The sequence below is a fragment of the Paracidovorax konjaci genome (assembly GCF_900112675.1).
GTDB classification, from domain to species: domain Bacteria; phylum Pseudomonadota; class Gammaproteobacteria; order Burkholderiales; family Burkholderiaceae_C; genus Paracidovorax; species Paracidovorax konjaci.
Genome location: NZ_FOMQ01000001.1, coordinates 321,604 through 342,963, shown reverse-complemented (window position 1 = coordinate 342,963; position 21,360 = coordinate 321,604). Strand labels below are relative to the sequence as shown.

The 21,360-nt window shown below is 70.6% G+C and carries 20 protein-coding genes; 14 read left to right on the top strand and 6 right to left on the bottom strand.

Annotation, left to right across the window (positions count from 1 at the left end):
* The first annotated feature begins 21 nt into the window (after positions 1–21).
* From truA to accD, 5 genes are all read left to right on the top strand, one after another.
* Complete coding sequence (truA, locus tag BM144_RS01460) at positions 22–858, top strand: tRNA pseudouridine(38-40) synthase TruA (protein WP_092949078.1); 837 nt, start codon at positions 22–24, stop codon at positions 856–858.
* 105 nt (positions 859–963) lie between these two features.
* Entirely contained in the window at positions 964–1,719 is a 756-nt protein-coding gene (locus BM144_RS01455; RefSeq protein ID WP_245783480.1) for a phosphoribosylanthranilate isomerase, read from the top strand.
* Positions 1,719–2,987, top strand: coding sequence for a tryptophan synthase subunit beta (gene trpB, locus BM144_RS01450; protein ID WP_092949074.1), 1,269 nt, complete (start codon positions 1,719–1,721; stop codon positions 2,985–2,987). Before BM144_RS01455 ends, trpB begins: the two co-directional genes overlap by 1 nt.
* A 29-nt stretch (positions 2,988–3,016) precedes the next feature.
* Positions 3,017–3,877 carry a tryptophan synthase subunit alpha gene (gene trpA, locus BM144_RS01445; RefSeq protein WP_092949072.1) on the top strand — a complete coding sequence of 287 codons (861 nt, stop codon included), beginning with the start codon at positions 3,017–3,019 and terminating at the stop codon, positions 3,875–3,877.
* Positions 3,878–4,055: 178 nt separating this feature from the next.
* Positions 4,056–4,928, top strand: coding sequence for an acetyl-CoA carboxylase, carboxyltransferase subunit beta (gene accD / locus BM144_RS01440; RefSeq protein ID WP_092949070.1), 873 nt, complete (start codon positions 4,056–4,058; stop codon positions 4,926–4,928).
* Positions 4,929–5,032: 104 nt separating this feature from the next.
* Here the strand turns inward: accD and BM144_RS01435 are convergent, their stop codons facing one another.
* The gene (locus tag BM144_RS01435) at positions 5,033–5,578 is read right to left on the bottom strand and encodes a YggT family protein (protein ID WP_092949068.1); all 546 of its coding nucleotides are present in this window, start codon (positions 5,576–5,578) and stop codon (positions 5,033–5,035) included.
* 73 nt (positions 5,579–5,651) lie between these two features.
* Here BM144_RS01435 and BM144_RS01430 point away from each other — a divergent pair, with 73 nt between their 5' ends.
* From BM144_RS01430 to BM144_RS01395, 9 genes are all read left to right on the top strand, one after another.
* A complete protein-coding gene (locus BM144_RS01430) occupies positions 5,652–6,320 on the top strand; it encodes an LON peptidase substrate-binding domain-containing protein (RefSeq protein WP_092949066.1) in 669 nt (222 codons plus the stop codon).
* A 142-nt stretch (positions 6,321–6,462) separates the two neighbouring features.
* Entirely contained in the window at positions 6,463–7,566 is a 1,104-nt protein-coding gene (locus BM144_RS01425; RefSeq protein WP_092949064.1) for a glycosyltransferase, read from the top strand.
* Positions 7,563–8,873 (top strand): exopolysaccharide biosynthesis polyprenyl glycosylphosphotransferase, encoded by a 1,311-nt coding sequence (locus BM144_RS01420; RefSeq protein WP_092949062.1) that lies wholly within the window; start codon positions 7,563–7,565, stop codon positions 8,871–8,873. Before BM144_RS01425 ends, BM144_RS01420 begins: the two co-directional genes overlap by 4 nt.
* Before the next feature lie 51 nt (positions 8,874–8,924).
* On the top strand, positions 8,925–10,217 hold the full coding sequence (locus BM144_RS01415; protein ID WP_092949060.1) for a lipopolysaccharide biosynthesis protein: 1,293 nt from the start codon (positions 8,925–8,927) through the stop codon (positions 10,215–10,217).
* Positions 10,214–11,071 (top strand): O-fucosyltransferase family protein, encoded by an 858-nt coding sequence (locus BM144_RS23065; protein WP_175525909.1) that lies wholly within the window; start codon positions 10,214–10,216, stop codon positions 11,069–11,071. The genes BM144_RS01415 and BM144_RS23065 overlap by 4 nt, the downstream gene beginning before the upstream one ends.
* The gene (locus tag BM144_RS23060; RefSeq protein ID WP_175525908.1) at positions 11,068–11,874 is read left to right on the top strand and encodes a glycosyltransferase family 2 protein; all 807 of its coding nucleotides are present in this window, start codon (positions 11,068–11,070) and stop codon (positions 11,872–11,874) included. Before BM144_RS23065 ends, BM144_RS23060 begins: the two co-directional genes overlap by 4 nt.
* Positions 11,875–11,953: 79 nt before the next feature.
* Positions 11,954–13,492 (top strand): lysine--tRNA ligase, encoded by a 1,539-nt coding sequence (gene lysS / locus BM144_RS01405; RefSeq protein WP_092949058.1) that lies wholly within the window; start codon positions 11,954–11,956, stop codon positions 13,490–13,492.
* 178 nt (positions 13,493–13,670) lie between these two features.
* A complete protein-coding gene (locus tag BM144_RS01400; protein WP_175525907.1) occupies positions 13,671–14,720 on the top strand; it encodes a GGDEF domain-containing response regulator in 1,050 nt (349 codons plus the stop codon).
* Positions 14,721–14,864: 144 nt separating this feature from the next.
* Positions 14,865–15,506, top strand: coding sequence for a mechanosensitive ion channel family protein (locus tag BM144_RS01395; protein WP_092949054.1), 642 nt, complete (start codon positions 14,865–14,867; stop codon positions 15,504–15,506).
* A 64-nt stretch (positions 15,507–15,570) separates the two neighbouring features.
* Here BM144_RS01395 and BM144_RS01390 read toward each other — a convergent pair whose 3' ends face one another.
* From BM144_RS01390 to recO, 5 genes are all read right to left on the bottom strand, one after another.
* Positions 15,571–17,628, bottom strand: a complete 2,058-nt coding sequence (locus tag BM144_RS01390; protein ID WP_175525906.1) for a DUF3300 domain-containing protein — start codon at positions 17,626–17,628, stop codon at positions 15,571–15,573.
* A 252-nt stretch (positions 17,629–17,880) separates the two neighbouring features.
* Positions 17,881–19,008: a beta-N-acetylhexosaminidase gene (nagZ, locus tag BM144_RS01385; RefSeq protein WP_092949052.1), complete on the bottom strand. Its 1,128-nt coding sequence runs from the start codon at positions 19,006–19,008 to the stop codon at positions 17,881–17,883.
* A gap of 92 nt (positions 19,009–19,100) precedes the next feature.
* Positions 19,101–19,514, bottom strand: coding sequence for a holo-ACP synthase (gene acpS, locus BM144_RS01380; protein ID WP_092949050.1), 414 nt, complete (start codon positions 19,512–19,514; stop codon positions 19,101–19,103).
* A gap of 94 nt (positions 19,515–19,608) precedes the next feature.
* Entirely contained in the window at positions 19,609–20,379 is a 771-nt protein-coding gene (locus BM144_RS01375) for a pyridoxine 5'-phosphate synthase (protein WP_092949048.1), read from the bottom strand.
* Entirely contained in the window at positions 20,376–21,158 is a 783-nt protein-coding gene (gene recO, locus BM144_RS01370) for a DNA repair protein RecO (protein ID WP_092949046.1), read from the bottom strand. Before recO ends, BM144_RS01375 begins: the two co-directional genes overlap by 4 nt.
* Positions 21,159–21,360: the final 202 nt, after the last annotated feature.

Sequence of the window (21,360 nt, the reverse complement as noted above, 5' to 3'; positions counted from 1 at the left end):
CGGCCATCGGAGCGTGCAGCCATGAGGGTGGCCCTGGGTGTCAGCTACAACGGCGCAGGCTACCAGGGCTGGCAGAGCCAGTCCGACGGACTCACTGTGCAGGACCGCCTCGAGGCCGCCCTGGCCCGCTTCGCCACGCACAAGGTGTCCACCCTGTGCGCGGGCCGCACGGATGCGGGCGTCCATGGGCTCATGCAGGTGGTGCATTTCGACACCCCCCTGGAGCGGACCCCTTTCTCCTGGGTGCGCGGCACCAACACTTTCCTTCCGCCGGACATCGCCGTGCAGTGGGCTCGGCCCGTGCCCGAGACCTTCCATTCGCGGGCCTGCGCCACGGCGCGGCGCTATGCGTATGTGCTGCTGCAGTCGCCAGTGCGCCCGAGCGTGGATGCCGGGCGGGTGGGTTGGGTCTTCCATGCCCTGGACGAAGGCGCCATGCGGACCGCCGCGCAGCACCTGCTGGGCGAGCACGATTTCACGTCGTTCCGCGCCTCGGCCTGCCAGGCCAAGTCGCCCGTCAAGACACTGCACCGCATCGAGATTTCCCGGCGCGGGCTGGGCGGAGCGACCCCGGCGCACGCACCGACCGACCGGCACGACATCCCCACCTGCTACTGGCGCTTCGAGTTCGAGGGCAATGCCTTCCTGCACCACATGGTCCGCAACATCATGGGATGCCTCGTGGCCGTCGGGCAGGGGAAGTACCCGGCCGACTGGATGCGCGCGGTGCTGGCGGCACGCTCGCGCGACGCTGCCGCGCCCACCTTCTCCCCGGACGGGCTGTATTTCCTCGGGCCGGTCTACGACGCGGCCTGGGGATTGCCCGAGCGCACGGCTGCCTATGATTGGCTGCCCTGACGGGCCGCGCCGCGGCGGATCCTGCCCCGCCCTTCTGGCCCCCGGCCCGCAGGGTCAATAGGCCCCTCCGGGGACCTGCCAGCGTCCTGCGATATACCGTTCCTTATGCCCACACCCGCCTCCTCTCCATTCTCCAGCGCGTCCATGGCCCCGGGCGCCGCAGTGCGCACCCGCATCAAGATCTGCGGATTGACGCGCGAGCAGGATGTGGACGCCGCCGTGGCGGCGGGCACCGATGCGGTGGGCTTCGTGCTCTATGCCAAAAGCCCCCGGGCCGTGACCCCGCAACGCGCGGCCGCACTGGCGCGGCGGTTGCCCCCTTTCGTCACGCCGGTGCTCCTTTTCGTGAATGCCGGTGCTGCGGAGGTGGTGTCGGCCTGCGAAGAGATTCCGGCCGCCACCGTGCAATTCCACGGCGATGAAAGCCCGGAGGAATGCTGGGAGGCCGCCAGCCGCGGCCGGCGGCCGTTCCTGCGGGCCGCCCGCATTCCCCTCGGGGCGCAGGCCCCCTCGTTCGACCTCGTACAATTCGCCCACCAATATTCACGCGCCCAGGCCATCCTGCTCGACGCCCACGTCGACGGCTATGGCGGCGGCGGCAAGGCATTCAATTGGTCACTCCTTCCTCCAAGCGTCGACTCTCACCTCGTTTTGTCTGGTGGACTCACGCCTGCAAACGTGACCGATGGCATCTTGCAGGTGCGGCCGCGCGGCCTGTCGCTCGCGGTTGACGTCAGTTCCGGCGTGGAAGCCGAAGGCCCCGACGGCCAGCCGTTGCGGGGCACCAAGGACGCCGGCAAGATCCAACGCTTCATCGCCGCCGTGCGCGCGGCCGATGGGCATTTTGTGAAGAACGATTGATGCTTTCCTACCAGCAGCCCGACGCTTCGGGCCACTTCGGCCGCTATGGCGGCAGCTTCGCGAGCGAGACGCTCACCCATGCCCTCACCGAACTCCGCGAGGCCTACGCGCGCTACCAGCACGACCCGGACTTCCTGAAGGAATTCCACAGCGAGCTGGCCCATTTCGTGGGCCGTCCCTCGCCCGTCTACCATGCCGCGCGCATGAGCAGCGAGATGGGCGGCGCGCAGATCTACCTCAAGCGCGAAGACCTGAACCACACCGGCGCGCACAAGATCAACAACGTGATCGGCCAGGCGATGCTGGCCCGCCGGATGGGCAAGCCCCGCGTGATCGCCGAGACGGGCGCGGGCCAGCACGGCGTGGCCACTGCCACCATCTGCGCGCGCTATGGCCTCGAATGCGTGGTGTACATGGGCTCCGAGGACGTGAAGCGCCAGAGCCCCAACGTGTACCGCATGAAACTGCTGGGCGCCACCGTGGTGCCGGTGGATTCGGGTAGCCGCACGCTCAAGGACGCGCTCAACGAGGCCATGCGCGACTGGGTGGCCAACGTGGACAACACGTTCTACATCATCGGCACCGTGGCGGGCCCGCACCCCTACCCGATGATGGTGCGCGACTTCCAGAGCGTGATCGGCACCGAGTGCCTCGCGCAGATGCCTGAAATGCTGGCAGCGCAGCGCATCGTGGCCGAGCAGCCCGACGCGGTGATCGCCTGCGTGGGCGGCGGCAGCAACGCGATGGGCATCTTCCACCCCTACATCCCGCATGCGAAGACGCGCCTCATCGGCGTGGAAGCCGCCGGCGAGGGCCTGGACAGCGGCAAGCATTCCGCGTCCCTGCAGCGCGGCAGCAGCGGCGTGCTGCACGGCAACCGCACCTTCATCCTGCAGGACGAGAACGGCCAGATCACCGAGACGCACAGCATCAGCGCCGGCCTGGACTACCCCGGCGTGGGCCCCGAACACGCCTGGCTGCAGGAGATCGGCCGGGCCGAGTACGTGGGCATCACCGACCAGGAGGCGCTGGAGGCCTTCCACTATCTCTGCCGCACCGAAGGCATCATTCCCGCGCTGGAGTCCAGCCATGCCGTGGCCTATGCGATGAAGCTCGCCAAGACCCTACGCACCGACCAGTCCATCCTCGTGAACCTGTCGGGCCGCGGCGACAAGGACATCGGCACGGTTGCCGACCTCTCGGGCGCCGACTTCTACGACCGTCCCTCGATGCGCGGCCATGCCGTCAAGGGAGGGCCCGCCGCATGACATCCGCCCTTCCTGTTCCTTCTTCCGCGATGGATTCCTCCACCCCGCCAGAGGCGCCCGCTTCCGCGGCGCCGGCCAGCGGCGGGCGCATCGGCGCCACGTTCGCCGAGCTGCAGGCCCGTGGCCGCAAGGCCCTCATTCCCTACGTCACGGCCGGCTTCCCCTTCGCCGACATCACGCCGGCGCTCATGCACGGCATGGTCGAGGCGGGGGCCGATGTGATCGAACTCGGCGTGCCCTTCTCCGACCCCATGGCCGACGGCCCGGTGATCCAGAAGGCGGGCGAGAAGGCCCTGTCGCTGGGCGTGGGCACCGCGCAGGTGCTGGGCTATGTGCGCGAGTTCCGCCAGCGCAACGCGAAGACGCCGGTGGTGCTCATGGGTTACGCCAACCCGGTGGAGCGCTACGACCAGGTGCACGGCGAGCACGCCTTCGTGCGCGATGCCGCTCAGGCCGGCGTGGACGGCGTGCTGATCGTCGACTACCCGCCCGAGGAATGCGAAGCCTTCGCCGCCCGGCTGCGCGAGCACGGGATGGACCTGATCTTCCTGCTCGCCCCGACCAGCACCGAAGCGCGCATGCAGCAGGTGGCGCGCGTGGCCAGCGGCTACGTGTACTACGTGTCGCTCAAGGGCGTGACGGGCTCGGGCGCGCTCGACACCTCGGCCGTGGAAGCGATGCTGCCCGTGATCCGCCGGCATGTGCACATCCCCGTGGGCGTGGGCTTCGGCATCCGCGACGCGGCCACCGCCCAGGCCATCGGCCGCGTGGCCGATGCCGTGGTGATCGGCAGCCGCATCATCCAGTTGCTGGACGACCAGCCGCACGAGAAGGTGGTGCCGCTCGCCATCGACTTCCTGCGCGGGGTGCGCAAGGCGCTCGACACGTAGAATCAGGGACCATCCCCCTGAGCGGCTTTGCCGCTTCCCCCTTCTCTCGGCTTCGCCGGGAAGGGGGACGACGCCAGTGGGCCGGCGGAGCCGGACCCACGGCGTCTGCTGGGCTGGGCCGCGCCGGTTTTGAAGTTTGTGGCGCTGCGGTCTGCCATTCATTTTGAGGAATACACCCATGTCCTGGCTCGAAAAACTCCTGCCGTCCAAGATCCAGCAGTCCGACCCGACGGAGCGCCGCCAGGTGCCCGAGGGGCTGTGGATCAAGTGCCCGAGCTGCGAGACCGTGCTCTACAAGACCGATCTGGAACACAACCAGAACGTGTGTCCGCATTGCAGCCACCACCACCGCATCAACGCCCGGCCGCGCCTGGATGCCTTCCTCGATCCGGAAGGCCGCTACGAGATCGGCCAGGAAGTGCTGCCGGTGGACGCGCTCAAGTTCAAGGACAGCCGCAAGTACACCGAGCGCCTGAAAGAGGCGCTGGAGAACACGGGCGAGACCGACGCGCTGATCGTCATGGGCGGCTCGGTCAAGAGCATCAATGTCGTCGTCGCCTGCTTCGAGTTCGACTTCATGGGCGGCTCGATGGGCAGCGTGGTGGGCGAGCGCTTCGTGCGCGGGGTGGAGACCGCCATCGAGCAGAAGGTGCCGTTCATCTGCTTCACGGCCACAGGTGGCGCCCGCATGCAGGAAGGGTTGCTCTCGCTGATGCAGATGGCCAAGACCAATGCGGCGCTCACGCGCCTGGCCAAAAAGGGCCTGCCCTACATCAGCGTGCTGACCGACCCGACCATGGGAGGCGTCTCCGCCGGCTTCGCGTTCGTGGGCGACATCGTGATCGCCGAGCCCAAGGCGCTGATCGGCTTCGCCGGCCCGCGCGTGATCGAATCCACCGTGCGCGTGACGCTGCCGGAAGGTTTCCAGCGCGCCGAGTTCCTGCAGACCAAGGGTGCCGTCGATTTCATCTGCGATCGCCGCGAACTGCGCAACACGGTGGCCAAGAGCCTGGCCATGCTGCAGCGCCTGCCGGCCGACTCCGTCTCCTGAATGCCGAAATTGCTATCGAAAATATAGCAATAAATCCAATGAATCCGCCGGCATGAAGGCGATTTCATAGGCAAACCGGGTGCCGACCCGGTTTGCCGGCCCTGTCAGAGCACCGCGGCCTGCAGGTGGCCCAGCACGATCATGACCACCTGCAGCGCCACGATGGCCACCAGCGGCGACAGATCCACGCCGCCGAGCAGCGGGATCACCCGCCGCAGCGGCCGCAGCACCGGATCGCAGAGCCGCGCGATCACGTCGGCGATCGGCGACCGCGTCTGCACCCACGACAGCACCGCGGCCACGATGAGCAGCCCCATCATCCCCGTGACCGCGACACGCGCCATACCGAACACCGCCAGCCAGGGCAGCCACGCCAGCCCCATCGCGCCGCCCAGCAAAGCCCAGAGCAGCAGGTACTGCAGCAGTTGGATCAGCAGGGCCGCCACGAGGCTCGACCAGTCCCAGCGGCCCGTGGGCGGAATGATCCGGCGCAGCGGCATGACCAGCCAGTCGCTGAGCGCGAACACCAGCCGCCCGATGGGGTTGCCGAAGGGGACGCGCTGCGCCTGCATGTAGAGGCGCAGGAGGCAGGCGCCGGTGAGCAGGCCACCGACCACGTCGAGCAGGAAAGAGGCGATCTGGAAAAGCATGAAACCTCGTCATGTGAAGGCCCGTTGCAGGCCTGTTTCGGCGTGGGATGATAGCGGGCCATACTGGCAGCCCATGACATTCGCCCCTCCTCCCTACGAGCCATCCGCTGGCGCGCCGCTCACGCTGACCTCCCTGCCGCTGTTCCCGCTCGGCACGGTGCTGTTCCCGGGCGGCCAGCTGGCGCTGCGGGTCTTCGAGGTGCGCTACCTGGACATGGTGCGCAAATGCCGCCTGGCCGGCGCCCCCTTCGGCGTGGTGGCCCTCACGGACGGCCATGAGGTGCGGCAGGCAGGCGCCGCGCCCGAGAAATTCCACGATGTCGGCACGCTGGCCGCCATCTCCGACCTGGACACCTCCCACCCGGGCCTGATCGCGCTGCGTGCGGAAGGATCGGAACGATTCCGCATCGTGCGCCGCCAGCTCCTGCCCCACGGCCTGTGGATCGCCGACGTCGAGCAACTGCCGCCCGATGTGGCCGTGCCCGTTCCGCAGGACCTGCGCAAGGCGGCACAGGCACTGGAGCAGGTACTGGCCCGCCTGCACGACCGCAGCCCCGGCGACACCAGCGTGCCGGTGCCCACCGCCGCGCAGCTGGACGACTGCGGCTGGGTGGCCAACCGCTGGTGCGAGCTGCTGCCGGTGCCCATCGAACTGAAGCAGCAGCTCATGCAGCTCGACAGCCCGCTGCTGCGGCTGGAACTGGTGGGCGACGTGCTCGAACGCACGGGCATCGCGGGCTGAGTGGCCTCGGACGCCCCGTGCGGCCCACCGGCCTCGGGCGGCATGCCCAACGCATGCCCGACCCGGCAAGCGGATCGCTGGATCCCGGCGCGTGTCCGCGGCCTCGGTGCGCACTGCAACCTCTACAAGCTCGCCACAGACCATGCCGACTGAACCGAAGGTGATGCAAGTCATCACCAAGGGAGAACGGGGTGGCGCGCAGACCCATGTGCGCACCCTGTGCCGCGCACTCGCTGCCCCGGTCCGGTTCAGTGCCGTCATCGGCGGCGCCGATCCCACCCCGCTCGAGATCGAGCTGCGTGCAGCGGGGATTCCGGTGCACCGCGTACCGGCCCTGCGCAACTCGCTGGCGCCCTGGCACCTGTACCGCGCCGTCGTGGCGCTGCGTGCGCTGATCCGCCAGCACGACCCCGACGTGCTGCACGCCCACAGTGCCGTGGCGGGCGTGGTGGCGCGCTTGGCGGGCCGGCTGTGCCGCAAACCCGTGGTCTACACTGTGCACGGGTTTGCCTTCAAGCCCGAAGTGCCGTGGCTGCGCCGCACCGTGGCGTGGTGCTGCGAATGGCTGCTGGCGCGCTGGACGCGGCACATGGTGTGCGTTTCCGCGCACGAACTCGCGCTGGCGCGCGGCCTGCCGCTGCCCGCCGGCCGGCAGAGCGTGGTGCCCAACGCGATGGAAGACGACGGCCACCGGGCGCAGCCCGCGCTGGAGCCCGTGCGCATCGCCATGGTGGCGCGGCTGGCGGCGCCCAAGCGGCCCGACCTGCTGCTGCATGCGCTGGCCCGGCTGCGCGATGCGCTGGGGCACGAGGTGGCGGCGAGCCTGATCGGCGGCGGGCCGGACCGCGAGGCCCTGCAGGCGCTGGCGCACCAGCTGGGGCTGCGGCAGGTCCGCTTCGAGGGCGACGTGGACGACGTGGCGGAACGCCTCGCGCACCACGGCATCTTCGTGCTGCTGTCGGACCACGAGGGCCTGCCGATCTCGGTGATCGAGGCCATGCGCGCGGGCCTGCCCGTGGTGGCCAGCCGGCTGCCCGGCATGGCAGAACTGCTGCCGGACGGGCACGAGGCGGACCTCGTGCCCAACGAGGCGACGTCCGTGGCGCTGGCCCTGGAACGCCTGGTCCGCGACCCCGCGCTGCGCGACAGCCGGGGCCGCGCAGCCCGCGCGCGCTACGAAGAGCGCCATACGAAAGAACGCATGGCGTCGGCCATACTCGCCATCTACCTCCGATCCCTCGAATGACCTCCTCCGGTACGCCCCGCCCCGCCACGGCCTCCGTCCCCACGCGGCGCGGCAACGTCCTGCTCTGGTGGAGCCTGCTGGGCCTGCTGACGCAGGCGGTGGCTTATGCCGTGGCGGACAGGATGCAGGACGCCGGCTGGGTGACCCCCCTGTTTCCCTCCACCGTGCTGTGGTGCACCGTGCCGTACCTGCTGGCGGCGCGCTGGTTGTACCAGGGGTCCTACCTGCCTCCGCTGGAGCAGGGCGGGTTCCTGCTGGTGGTGACCACGGTGGCCTTCCTGCTGGCGCCGCTGGGCTTCGCGCTGCTGCAAGAGCCCTATTCGCGCGGCGCGGTGCTGCTGGCCTACGTGCTGGCATTGGCCTGGCTGCTCTGCGGGCACGGGCTCTGGGGGCGCCGCCGGACGATGCACCTGGCCTATCTGGATGCGGGCACGCCGCTGGCGCTGCGCCAGATGCTGCGCCCGCAGGAGCAGCGCGACGGCCAGCTCGACCTGGTCTGCTGGACGGATGGCCTGCCCCCGCCCGCACAGCGTGTGGCCGTGGACGGCGTGGTGATCGATCGGCTGGCCGACGAGGACATGCAGCGCCTGCAATGGATCAGCGAACTCAAGCTCCAGCGCGTACCGCTCTACAGCACCGAAGCGGCGGCGGAAATGCTGTCGGGCCGCAAGATCACCGGGTCCCTGGGCGAGCAGAACCTGTGGCAACTCGCCAGCCACCCCGCCTACGACATCGCCAAGCGCATGCTGGACGTGGGCCTGGCCCTCGCCACCGTGCCGCTGTGGGTGCCGCTGTGTCTGGGCACGGGTCTGGCGGTGAAGCTCGATTCGCCCGGGCCGATGCTGTATTCGCAGGCCCGCATGGGCCGCCATGGGCGCACCTTCCGCATCTGGAAATTGCGCAGCATGCGCCACCAGCCCGCCGACCGCGCCGCACAGTTCGCGCGGCAGCAGGACGACCGCGTCACGCGCGTGGGACGCTTCATCCGCCGCACGCGGCTCGATGAGCTGCCCCAGCTCTGGAACGTGCTGCTCGGCGACATGAGCCTGATCGGCCCCCGGCCCGAGCAGGTGCAGTTCGCGCAGGACTTCGCGGCCGCCATGCCCGCCTATCCCTACCGCCATCTGGTGCGCCCCGGCCTCACGGGCTGGGCACAGGTGCAGCAGGGCTATGCCGACAGCGCGGAGCAGACGGCCATCAAGCTGAGCTACGACCTGTACTACGTGGCGCACTACTCCATGGCGCTGGATCTGCTGATCGGCTACAAGACCGTGCGCACCGTGCTGACGGGGTTCGGTGCGCGGTGAGAAACGCCCCCTTGCCAGAAGCGCTCGCCCCGGGCACTGCCGTCAGCCGCCATGTCGCTTGAGCGCAACATCCTGGCGAACTACGTCGGCTCGGGGGCCGTCGCCCTCGCGCCGATCCTTGCCCTGCCGTGGTACCTGGCCGCGCTCGGGCCCCAGCAGTTCGGGTTCGTGGGCTTCGTCACCACGCTGCAGGCGGTGCTCAACCTGCTCGACGCCGGCATGGGCCAGGCCCTGGTGCGGGAGGTGTCGCTGCGCGCGGCCGGCGAAGGCCAGACCAAGCCCCGCACCGCGACCCTGCTCTATGGGTTCGAGCGCTTCTACTGGGCGCTGGCGCTGCTGGCAGGCCTCGGGCTGGCGCTGCTCGCGGGGCCCATCGCGCGCCACTGGCTGCACCTGGACGGCGACTCCCTGTCCAGCGGGCACATGGCGGTCTTCGGCGCGGCCGCGATCTTCGCCGCGATGTTCCCGGGCTCGCTCTACCGCAGCCTGCTGGTGGGCACGGAGCACCAGGTCGCGCTGAACAAGATCCTGTTCGCGGCCACGCTGCTGCGCCATGGCGGCGCCGTGCTGGCCGTGACCTGGTGGCCCTCGCTCTCCACCTACCTGGCCTGGCACGTGGCGGCCGGCCTGATCGAGACGGCGCTGCGCGGGCGCGCCGCCTGGGCCGCGACCGGCACGCGCCGCCGCGACGCGCGCTGGCAGGGCGACGTGATCCGCCGGGCATGGCCCGCGATCGCCGGCCTGGCGATCGCGTCGGGCCTGGGCGCGCTCACGATGCAGCTGGACAAGGTGCTTCTCAGCAGCCTGGTCCCGATCGCGGACTTCGGCTACTACGTGATCGCCTCTTCGGCGGCGGGCGGCATGCTGCTGCTCACCTATCCCCTGATGCAGGCCGCGCTGCCGCGCGCGCTGCGCCTCCAGGACGACCCCGGGGCGCTGCGGCGCCTGTACCTGCGGCTGGCCGTGGCCATCGCGTTGATCGCCGGCTCGGGCATGGCGGCCTACGCCGCCATCGGCCCCCATTTGCTGCGCTGGTGGCTCAAGGATGCCCATGCCGCGGCGGTCGTCTATCCCCTGCTGGGCTGGCTGCTGGCCGGAGCGATCCTCAACGCGTTCTACAACATCGGCTACACCCACTGGCTGGTGCGCGGCAAGGTGCACCGCATCTTCCAGATCAACCTGCTGACCGGGGCGCTGTGCCTGCTGGTCATTCCCTTCATGGTGGCGCGTTTCGGGGCCGTGGGCGCCACCTCGGGCTGGCTGCTCATCAATCTGGTCGGCCTGGCGGCCAGCCTGCCCGGCCTCTTCAGGATCCACATGGCCCGTGACGGGAGCACAGCATGACCACCACGCGCGTCTTCCTGCGCGGCGGGCTCGGCAACCAGTTCTTCGAATGGCTGCATGCGCTGACGCTGGCCGACTCGGGTGCCGATGTCGCGCTCGACACCAGCTTTCTGCGCAAAGTGCGCAGCAACCAGACACTGGGCCGGCTCGAACTCGCCGGCGTGTTCGCCGATCTGAAGCTGCCGCTTCGCCACACCGACGCCCTGTGGCGCATCGAGCCGGCTTTCGTGCGGGCGGCCCGGCTGCTGGGCGCCTTGCGCACCGATGCCCGCGCGGCGGACGGCAGCAGGCCAGCACGCTACCACTACGGCTACTACCAGCATCCGTGCCATTTCAGCGCCCAGGCGCTGCAGCAGGCGCGCGAACAGCTGCGCCCGGCGCTGCGGATGCCGCCGGCGGGCCTGCAGCGCTATGCCGCGCTGCACGTGCGGGGCGGCGACTACGCGGCGCTGCCGTACAACCGCGAGCAGATCGGCCAGCTGGGCGCCGGCTACTACCGCAGCGTGGTGGAGGCGCTGGAGCGCGAATGGCCCGGCCTGCCATGGCTGATCGTCTCCGACGACTACGCCCATGCGCGGGCGATGCTCGCGCCGCTGCTGCCCGCAGGCCGCGGCGTGTTCCTCGGCGACCACCTCGGCGGCAGCGAGACGGCCGAACAGGCGCTGCAGGCCCTTGCCAACGCCGATGTCCTGGCCTGCGCCAACAGTTCGTTCAGCGCGCTGGCCGGCTACGTCGGCCGCGCCCACACCGTGTTCGCGCCGGAGCCGTGGTTCCGGGGCCCCGCGCTCGCCGCGACCGATCCCTCGCTGCCGCCGTGGCGCCGCCTGGGCGCCGACTTCGCCGCCACGCCATGAACCTGCCGCGCGTATCCGTCGTCATTCCCGCCTACAACGCCGAGGCCACGCTGGCGCGCGCGCTGGACTCGGTGCGTGCCCAGACCCTGCCCCCGTTCGAGGTGATCTGCGTGGACGACGGCTCCCGCGACGGCTCGGCCGCGTTGGCCCGGCGCTACGACCCGGCGGGCGCCTTCCGGCTGCGCGTCGTGGAGCAGCCGCGCAATGCCGGCACCGCCGCCGCACGCAACCGCGGCATGGAACTGGCGGAGGGCGATGTCATCGCCTTCCTCGATGCCGACGACGTCTGGTCGCCGGGCAAGCTGGAGCACCAGTTGACGGCGATGCACCGGCACGGCCTGGACCTTTTCGGAGGGTACTCGGGGCTGCTCGCGCAGGAACAGCAAGTGCCGCAGGCGCAGGCCGCGGACGCGCGCCCTGCCGCACCGCCGACCGACATCCGCACGGTCACGCTGCTGCCGGCGATGCTGTCCAACCCTTATCACACGTCGTCGGTGCTGGTGCGGCGCGATGCGCGCGTGCGTTTCCCCGACAACGGGCAGCTCAGCGAGGACTATGCGCTCTGGCTCCAGCTGATCGCCTCCGGCTGGCGCTGCGCGCGCCACACGCAACGCCTGTCGTTCATGTACAAGCCGTCTTTCGGTGCCTCCGGCCTGAGCGCGCAGCTGTGGCGCATGCAGCGCGGCGAACTGGGCGCGCTGCATGCCGCCGGCTGGCCAGCGCACCCGGGCGCGCTGGCGCTCGCGCTGCCCGTGTCGTGCCTGAAGTTCGGCGTGCGGCTGCTGCGCACCTGGCTGCGCTGACGCCGCGCGGGGCGTTGCCTCGTAAAATGCCCGGTTCGGCCGCGCGACGTCCGCCCCCTTGGCCCTCCATTTCAATCCTATGTCCGACACTGCCACGCCCGCCATCGACACCAACCAGCTCATCGCCGAACGCCGCGAAAAACTCAAGGCGCTGCGGGAGGCCCAGGCCCAGGGCAAGGGTGTGGCCTTCCCCAACGACTTCCAGCCCGCGCACCACGCTGCGGACCTGCAGGCGCAGTACGCGGAAACCGATGCCGCGACCCTCGAAGCCAACCCCGTGCCGGTGAGCGTCGCGGGCCGCATGATGCTCAAGCGCGTGATGGGCAAGGCCAGTTTCGCCACGGTGCAGGACGGCTCGCTCGGCACCACGGGCGGCAGGATCCAGATCTACGTGACGCGCGACGCGATCGGCGAAGAGCCCTACGCCGCCTTCAAGCACTGGGACCTGGGCGACATCGTCGGGGCCGAGGGCGTACTCATGAAGACCAAGACCGGCGAGCTGTCGGTCAAGGTGACGAACCTGCGCCTGCTCACCAAGAGCCTGCGCCCCATGCCCGACAAGTTCCACGGGGTGGCCGACCAGGAGGTCAAGTACCGCCAGCGCTACGTGGACCTGATGACCGACGAAGCCGCGCGCAAGCGCTTCATCGCACGCAGCAAGGCCGTGAGCGGCATCCGCGAATTCATGGTGGGACATGGCTTCCTGGAGGTGGAGACGCCCATGCTCCACCCCATCCCGGGCGGCGCCAACGCCAAGCCGTTCGTGACGCACCACAACGCGCTGGAGCAGGAGATGTACCTGCGCATCGCGCCCGAGCTGTACCTCAAGCGCCTGCTCGTCGGCGGCTTCGAGCGCGTGTTCGAGATCAACCGCAACTTCCGCAACGAAGGCATCTCGGTGCGACACAACCCCGAGTTCACGATGATGGAGTTCTATGCGGCGTACTGGAACTATCGCGATCTGATGGACTTCACCGAGCAACTGGTGCGCGACGCGGCCCAGAAAGCAGCCGGCAGCCTGAAGCCCAGCTACCAGGGCCGCGAGGTCGATCTCTCGCAGCCGTTCCAGCGCCTCACGATCCGCGAGGCGATCTGCCAGTACACGGAGGCCGGCCCGCACGTGGACGATGCCGCCTGGCTCACGGGCGCGCTCAGGAAGCTGGGGCTCAGCGAGGAAAAGAACCGCCTGTCCACCCGCACGCTGGCGGGCCTGCAGGTCCTCTACTTCGAGGAGACGGTCGAAGACAAGCTCTGGCAGCCCACCTTCATCATGGAGCACCCCACCGAGATCAGCCCCCTGGCGCGCGCCAACGACACGCGCCCCGAGGTCACCGAGCGCTTCGAGCTCTATATCACCGGGCGCGAATTCGGCAACGGCTTCTCCGAGCTGAACGACGCGGAAGACCAGACCGCGCGCTTCCAGTCCCAGGTGGCTGCCAAGGACAGCGGCGACGACGAGGCGATGTATTTCGACCACGATTTCGTGCGTGCTCTCGAATACGGCATGCCGCCGGCAGGGGGTTGCGGCATCGGCATCGATCGGCTCATGATGCTGCTGACCGACAGCCCGAGCATCCGTGACGTGATCCTCTTCCCTGCGCTGCGCCGCGAGCACTGATCGTCCATCAGCCCTCGAAGCGGTAGCAGGCAGGCCAGCCGAAGCAAGGCACGCAACGCAGAACCGGTTCGATGGCGCGTCGGCCCACCGAGATCACCCCCGCCATGGCCGGCCTGGTGCAGGCAGTGCCCGGCGGGCCCTGCAGTGCACAGCGTCCAGCCCAGAGAGAGGACGGCTTATGACCACCATGCCCCCTGCCGACCCCGAGCCCTCCGGCCGACACGGCGACACCCCGCCCCCCTCGGCGGGCCCCTTCTCCGTGATGGTGGTGGAAGACCAACCGTCGGTGCGTGCCGCCCTGGTGGCCGAACTGCGCCACGCGGGGGTGTCCGACGTGCTGGAAGCCGCGTCCGGCGACGTGGCCCTGCAGCTTTTCAGGCTGCGCCGCCCGGACCTGGTGCTGCTGGACATCCGGCTCTCCGACGAGAACGACGGCTACTGGGTGGCGCAGCAGATGCGCGAGGCCGAACCCGGGGGCTGGACCCCCATCATCTTCCTCTCGGGGCTGCACAGCGACCTGGACGTGTGGCGCGGCATCGAGGCCGGCGGCGACGACTACCTCGTCAAGCCCGTCAAGCCCATCGTGCTGGTGGCCAAGCTGCGCGCGATGCGGCGCCTGCTGGACATGCGCCGCCGGCTCGTGACCATGTCGCAGGAGCTGCACCTGGCCAACCAGCGCCTGAACGAGATGGTCGAGGTGGACACCCTCACGGGCCTGGTCAACCGGCGCGGCTTCGACCGCATCCTGCACAGCGAGATCCTGGCCGCCCGCCGCGACGGCATCCCGCTCACGCTGATGCTCTGCGACCTGGACCACTTCAAGCGCTTCAACGACGCCGTCGGGCATGTGCAGGGCGACGCCTGCCTGCGCGAGGTGGGCCGGCTGCTGAAGGAAGTCTGCGTGCGTCCGCGCGACGTGGCGGCCCGCTACGGCGGCGAGGAATTCGCGCTGATCCTGCCGAACACGCCCCGTTCCGGCGCGATGACCTTCGCGCGCGCGCTCGGCAAACTCGTGAACCTGCGCGCCATCGCGCACCCCGATTCCCCGCTGGGCGCCCAGCTCACTCTCTCCGGCGGCATCACCACCTGCGTTCCCGACGAGGGCACCAGCGCCGAGGCCATGCTGATGCGCGCCGACGAGGCGCTCTACGCCGCCAAGGCGCAGGGCCGCGCGCGGTTCTTCAGCTTCGAGATGCAGATGGACACCATCGAGCAGATGCGTGGCTGACCGGCGGCGCCGGAACCCGGCGGCCGGATCGCCGGCTGCCGCCGGGGAACACCCGCGCGGCGCGCGGCTCCCACCCCGGTGACCTTTCCTTCATCATTGCCCTTTTCCACGTCCAGCCTGTCGCTGTCCTTCTCCCCCTCCTCCATGCTGCGCCTTCGCCCCTACTTCCCCGACTGGATGCAGGAATGGTTCGACATCATCGTTCCGGGCCTGCAGATCGTGCTCATCGTGGTGCTGGCGGTCCTGCTGCAGCGCACGCTGCGCCGCCTCCTGGAACGCGCGGGGCGCCACTACCACTGGCCCATCGAACTCATGGTGCCGGTCAACGGGCTGGTGCGCTGGATCATCATGGGCAGCGCCGCGCTGCTGGTGCTGGAGCGGCTGGGCGTCTCGGCCACCGTGCTCTGGACGGCTTTCACGGGTTTCGCCGCGGTCGGTGCGGTGGCCTTCTTCGCCGCTTGGAGCGTGCTCTCCAACCTGTTCTGCGCGCTGCTCATCTTCACCGTGGGGCCCTTCCGGCTCGGCGACTACATCGAGGTGCTGGACACCGCCGAGAAGCCCGGCGCCAAGGGGCGCGTCGTGGACATCAACCTGCTCTACACCACGCTGGAGGATTTCCACGGCACGGCGGATGCCCGCGTCCTGCTGCAGATCCCGAACGCGCTGATCTTCCAGCGCGTGGTGCGGCGCTGGACCAGCCCGCCGCCGCCCGACGTGCCGGCAGCCCCGGCGTCCCCCGCTGGCATGGAGCCGGCGGCTCCTCCCCCGATTTCTCCCGTGCCCTGAGCCGCCGGCCGCAGCCAGCGCAGCGGGCCGGCGGGCGCTCATCGCGCGGACCCAGTCGGCCCGCTCATCCGCCGCCTTCGCCGTGCGGGCGGTGGCGGTTGTTCTCACCCCCGTGCTGCGGTGGGTGCTGCGGCTGCGGATGGTGCGCGGGAGCTTGCTCGCGCACCTCCGGCCTCGGCGCAGGGCGCGGTGCGGCGTGGACAGCGGCGACCATGGGTGCTTCGCGTGGAGCTTCCCGCGAGACTTCCCGCGGCGCTGCATGGATCACCGCCACAGGCGCCGGCGGTGCATGCGGAGCCATGCGGACAGGCTGCGGCTGCATGGCCGGCGCTGGCGCCTGCACGGCCCGTGCCGTGGGCGCCTCCACGGCCGCGGGCGCGCGGTGGGGGGGTGGCACGGGCATGCCCGGAGCCCGCATGCCGGGGCCCTCCCCCGCGCTCCCGCCGAAACGCGCCGGGAACTGCAGGCCTTGCGGCCCCTGCGGGCCGGGCGATGGGGCATGCGCGGCCTTCTGCGGTGTACCGCCCAGGGCAGCCACGGCCGCCGCGGCGGGCGCGCCGGCGTTGCGGGGATCGGACGCATTGCCCGCAGCCGCCTGCCCGGCCGGCGCATGGATGGCCGCCTGGAACCCCGCCGGCACCGGATGGTCCGGGGCCGGCCCGCGCGCGGCCAGCGCCGGTGCGGCGGTGGGGTGCGCGGCCGGGGTGGGCGCGGGCGGCCATGCCAGGGGCCGGCCTCCGGCCCCCTGGGCACCGCCGCCGGGCCCGTGCAACGCCGCCATGGCGGCGGCCGGCGCCGGCATCGCCGAACGCCCGGCGGTCCCCGGGCCGCCCGCCTGCACCGCCCCCGGCAGCTCGGGCCGGCCGGCCATCGGCGCCGGCATTCCAGGCCGCCCCGGAGCGGCCCCCTGCGGAGGCGCCAGAGCAGCGTGCATGGGGCCCATGCCACCGGGCAGCGCCACGGGCATGGCCGGGCCCTGGCTTCCCGGCCCTGCAGGCGGCTGGGCAGGCGCCGCCACAATCACATTGCGGTTGTTCACGGTGATGCGGTTGTGGATGTTCTCGATCACCGTGGGCGAATTCGACACATAGGTCGTGCCCCGGTACAGCACCGCCGGGCGCCAGGCCGGCGGCGGCGGGGCGGGCCCCCAGGCCACGGACGGAGGCGGCGGGGGCGGAGCGCCCCAGTGCATGTCCCACGCGTTCCAGCCCCAGTCGCGGTGGTGGCTGGCCAGGGCGGCGACCACCACGCCCGCGCCGAAGGCCAGCGCCCCCACGGCCAACGGATCGGGGCCCGCAGACACGGCCACCGGCGGCGCGGCGGGCACGGCCCAGCGGTAGCTGGGATAGACGGCAACCGGCGTGCCGTAGACCACCGCCGGGTCGTACCGCGGCACGTAGACGGTCTGCACCTCGGTGGGTTCGATGGTGATCACCGTGGGCGGCTGGGCCACCACGGCCGGGCCCTGGTAGACCGCCACCGGCAGGCCGGCGGGCGGCGGAGGCGGTGCGACGCTCCGCCCCTCCACCGTCGCCACCCGCAGCCGCGGCGAGCTCTTGAGCGTCCCGGCGTGGGCCGCGCGGGCGCGCAGGGCCTGGATGGCGTTCATCACATCGGCCGGATCGTGGTAGTAGGCCTTGCCGAGCGCCGTCGTCCAGGGCAGGTTGGAGGCCATCTGCTCCAGCACGTTCGGGAAAGCGGTGAGCGACTTCACGGACGGGTCCCAGGGCTGGGACTCCACCGCGCCAGCCAGGGCGTCGCCCTTCAGCCCCGGGTTCTGCCCCAGCCAGCCTTCGGCCGCGGTGACTTGATCGGGATAGGTGGCGCCCGCCAGCACCTGCGCCACAAGCTTGTCGGGATAGAGCGCGATGGGTGCGACCATCTGGTAGAGCGCATCGGCCGAGGGCGGCGTGTAGGCGACGGGCACCGCGGCCGGAGCGGACGCCGCGGCGTCCGGCGCAGCGGCCATCTGCGGCGCCGGAGGCGTCACGCGCTGGCAGGCGGTGAGCGCACAGGCCGCCAGCAGGGTGAGGGCGGCTCCGTGCCAGAGGCGGGCCGGGCCGGGGCGGACGGCGGAGCACCGGGGGATGGACAGCGGGGTTGAAGGGGAAACGGGCACCATGGAAGACCTCCGGCGAAGGCCGCGCCGCCATGATCGGCGGCGGGCATCGTGACTCCGCCAACGCCATGCTTCCCGCCGCGTTGACCCGAAGTGTGTGCCGATGTGTCGGCCGTGAGCATTTGCCACACGGCGCCGCAAGCGTTCCGCAGCCTCTCCCGTGGGCCGCGCCCCTGGACCTGTAGCGAGGCCGCACCCCTGGTTACAAGTGGCCTACCCTGCACGGGCCGACTGCCCGGCCGGCTCTGCCGCCGCTCAGGGCAGGGTATCGAGCGCGCGCAGGTAGGCCGGCTCGAGCATGAGTTCGTCCCAGGGATGGGGGACCGTCTGCGGCAGCAGCGCCAGGCGTCGGGCCTCGCTCTCGACGCTGGGGCGCCAGCGGCCGGCCGCACGGGCCTGCTCCAGGCCTTCCAGCAGTTCGTCAAGCCCCCGCCCCTGCGCGGCGCCCTCGCCCATCAGGCTCTGGTTGCACACCAGCACCAGGTCGCAGCCGGCGTCCAGCGCGGCCAGGGAGGCCGCCGCATAGTCCACCACCGTGCCGTCGATGCGGCGGGCCGCTTCCATGCTCAGGTCGTCGCTGAAGATGGCGCCGCCGAAGCGCAGGCGCTGGCGCAGGATCTCCTGCAGCCAGCGGCGCGAGAAACCCGCAGGCCGGGCGTCCACGCGCGGGTAGATGACGTGCGCGGGCATCACGCCGGCCAGCGTGTTCGACAGCCACGCGTAGGGCGCGGCATCGTCCGCGAGGATGGCGCGCAAGCCGCGCCGGTCCACGGGGATGTCGGTGTGCGAATCGGCCGCCACGAATCCGTGCCCCGGGAAATGCTTGCCGCAATGCGCCATGCCCGCCTGCAGCATGCCGTGGGCCACGCTCTTGGCCAGCAGCGCCACCACGCGCGGATCGCGGTGGAAAGCGCGGTCGCCGATCACGCGGCTCACCGAGGCCTCGCCCTCGCCCTGCCAGTCGAGGTCCAGCACCGGCGCGAACGAAAAATCGACACCGCAAGAACGCAGTTCGCTGGCCAGCACGTAGCCCACGGCGGTCGCGGCATCGGTGGCGCGCATCGCGCCGCTGCCCGGGCCCTGTCTGGCATCGTCCTGCATCCAGAGCCGGCCCAGCGCGCGCATGGGCGGCAGCGGCGTGAAGCCGTCGGTGCGAAAGCGCTGCACGCGGCCGCCCTCGTGGTCCACGCAGATGAGCAGATCGTCGCGCACGGCCTTGATCGACGCCGTGAGTTCCAGCAACTGCGCGCGGTCCTGCCAGTTGCGCGCGAAGAGGATCACGCCGCCCGTCAGCGGGTGGGCGAGCCGGCGGCGGTCGGCGGCGGTGAGGGTGGTGCCCGCGACGTCGAGGATGACGGGGGCATGGTCGATATCGGCAGTCATGGGACAGGGAGGATTCGTTGGAACAGAATGGATTGCTATTAAATATATAGCAAACTATTCAATGGATACAGCGGCATGGAGGCCTTTTCTCTTCAACCGGCACCGCTGCCGGGGCCATCGTGCTCCACGACGCAGAAGCTCGCGGCGTAGTCGCTTTCGTCGGTCACGCTGAGGTGGCAGCGCAGCCCGCGCGCCTCGAACCACGCCTTGAGCCCGCCATGCAGCACGATGACGGGCTGGCCGCTCGGCAGCTTGGCCACTTCGCAGTCGCGCCAGGTCATGGGCATGCGCATGCCCATGCCGATGGCCTTGCTGAACGCCTCCTTGGCGGAGAACCGGGTGGCCAGGTAGCGCACGCCGCGCTCGGGCCAGCGCGCGCTGCGCTCGCGCCAGGTGGCCAGTTCGCCGGCGGCCAGCACCTTCTCGGCGAAGCGGTCGCCATGGCGCTCCAGGCTGGCGCGGATGCGGCGCACGTCGCAGATGTCGGTGCCGATGCCATAGATCATGCGCGCTCCCTGCCGGCTTGCAGGCCCTGGGGGCCCCATGCCGCCGTATCCATTGAATTGTTAGCTATGTTTTTCATAGCAATGACGAGGCCGCTCAGCCGCGGGCCGCCAGGCCGTCGTCGATGCAGCGCTGGTAGGCGCGCACCGTGGCGGCGTAACCCAGCTCCAGCGCATCGGCGATCAATGCATGGCCGATCGAGACCTCGAGCACGCCCGGCACCTGCGCGACGAAGGCGGCCAGGTTGTCGCGGCTCAGGTCGTGCCCGGCGTTCACGCCCAGGCCGGCATCCAGCGCCGCGCGGGCGGCCTCGGCGTAGCGCGCGAGCTGCGCGCCCTGCTCCGGCGTGCCCCAGGCGGCGGCATAGGGCTCGGTGTAGAGCTCCACCCGGTCGGCGCCCACGGCGCGGGCGGCCGCCATCTGCCCGGGCACCGGGTCCATGAAGAGGCTCACGCGCACGCCCAGGTCCCGGCATTCCAGAACGAGCGGCCGCAGCCGGTCGGCATCCTGGGGGAAGCTCCAGCCGTGGTCGCTGGTGAACTGGTCTTCGCTGTCGGGCACGAAGGTGGCCTGGTGCGGCCGCACCTCGCGGATGAAATCCATGAGGTTCTGCGAGGGGTTGCCCTCGATGTTGAACTCGCGATCCGGCCACTGGCGCATCAGCGCGGCCAGGGTGTGCACGTCGTCCGCGCGGATGTGCCGGCCATCGGGGCGCGGGTGGATGGTGATGCCCTGCGCCCCCGCCTCCAGGCACAGCAGCGCCGCGCGCTCGACGCTCGGAATGCCCAGGTGGCGCGTGTTGCGCACGAGGGCGACCTTGTTCACGTTCACCGACAGCGCGGTGCGGGGGGAATGCTGCTGCGTCATAGGGATTGGAGATCGATCATGAGCTGCCGCGTGCGCAGCAGGGGGCTGCCGCAATGGTATTGCAGCAGGGTGCGGAGCTGGGGCTTGAGCTCGGCGGCCAGCGATGTGCCGCCTGCGACGCCCGTCACGATGGCGCGCAGCGTCGCCGTATAGGGCTGGGGCTCGCCCAGTGCGCGTTCGAGCAGCCGCCACTGCGCACCGCCCAGCGTGCTGCGGTCGGCGGGCACCGAGGCGCGCAGCCCCGCCTCCGGCACCAGCGCATAGCGCGACCGGGGCGCGAGCGGCGCGAGCGTGGCGGTCTCGGCATCCAGCGCCGGCAGCAGGCCGATCTCGCGCAGCAGCAGCAGCTCGAAGCTGCGCAGCACGGGCTCCAGCGCCTCGCCATGCTCGCTCGCCAGCACCCGCACCACACCGGCATAGGCATCGAAAAGCGGCGCATGCGTATCCTCGCGCGCCAGCAGCCGCATCAGCAATTCATTGAGGTACAGGCCCGACAGCAGCGCATCGCCCGTGGGCATCACATGCCCGCCCACCCACTCGGCCCCCTTGAGCGCATGCACCTCGCCATGCCCCTCTCCGCCCACCGTGTAGCCGATGCGCAGCGGCTGCAGCGGCAACAGCACGGGCCGGAAGTTGGATGTGGGCTTCTTCGCCCCCTTGGCCACCAGCGCCACCCGCCCATGGTGCCGCGTGAACACGTCCAGGATCAGGCTGGACTCGCTCCAGTCATAGCGGTGCAGCACATAGGCGGGCTCTTCGGAGATGCGGCGTGCGGCCATGGACGACTATTTCTGCCAAGAAACCCAGCGCCTGCCGGCCTGGGGGCGGCACGGATACGAAAGGCCAGGGCGCGGAGGGTATCCGCTCCACTGCACGAAGGCACAGCCCACGGCACCCGAAACCGGCACGGCCCCAGTCATTCAGAAGGCCGCGGAGCAGGCCAAGCCAGCAGACGCCACGGAACGGGCTTCGCCCGGCCGC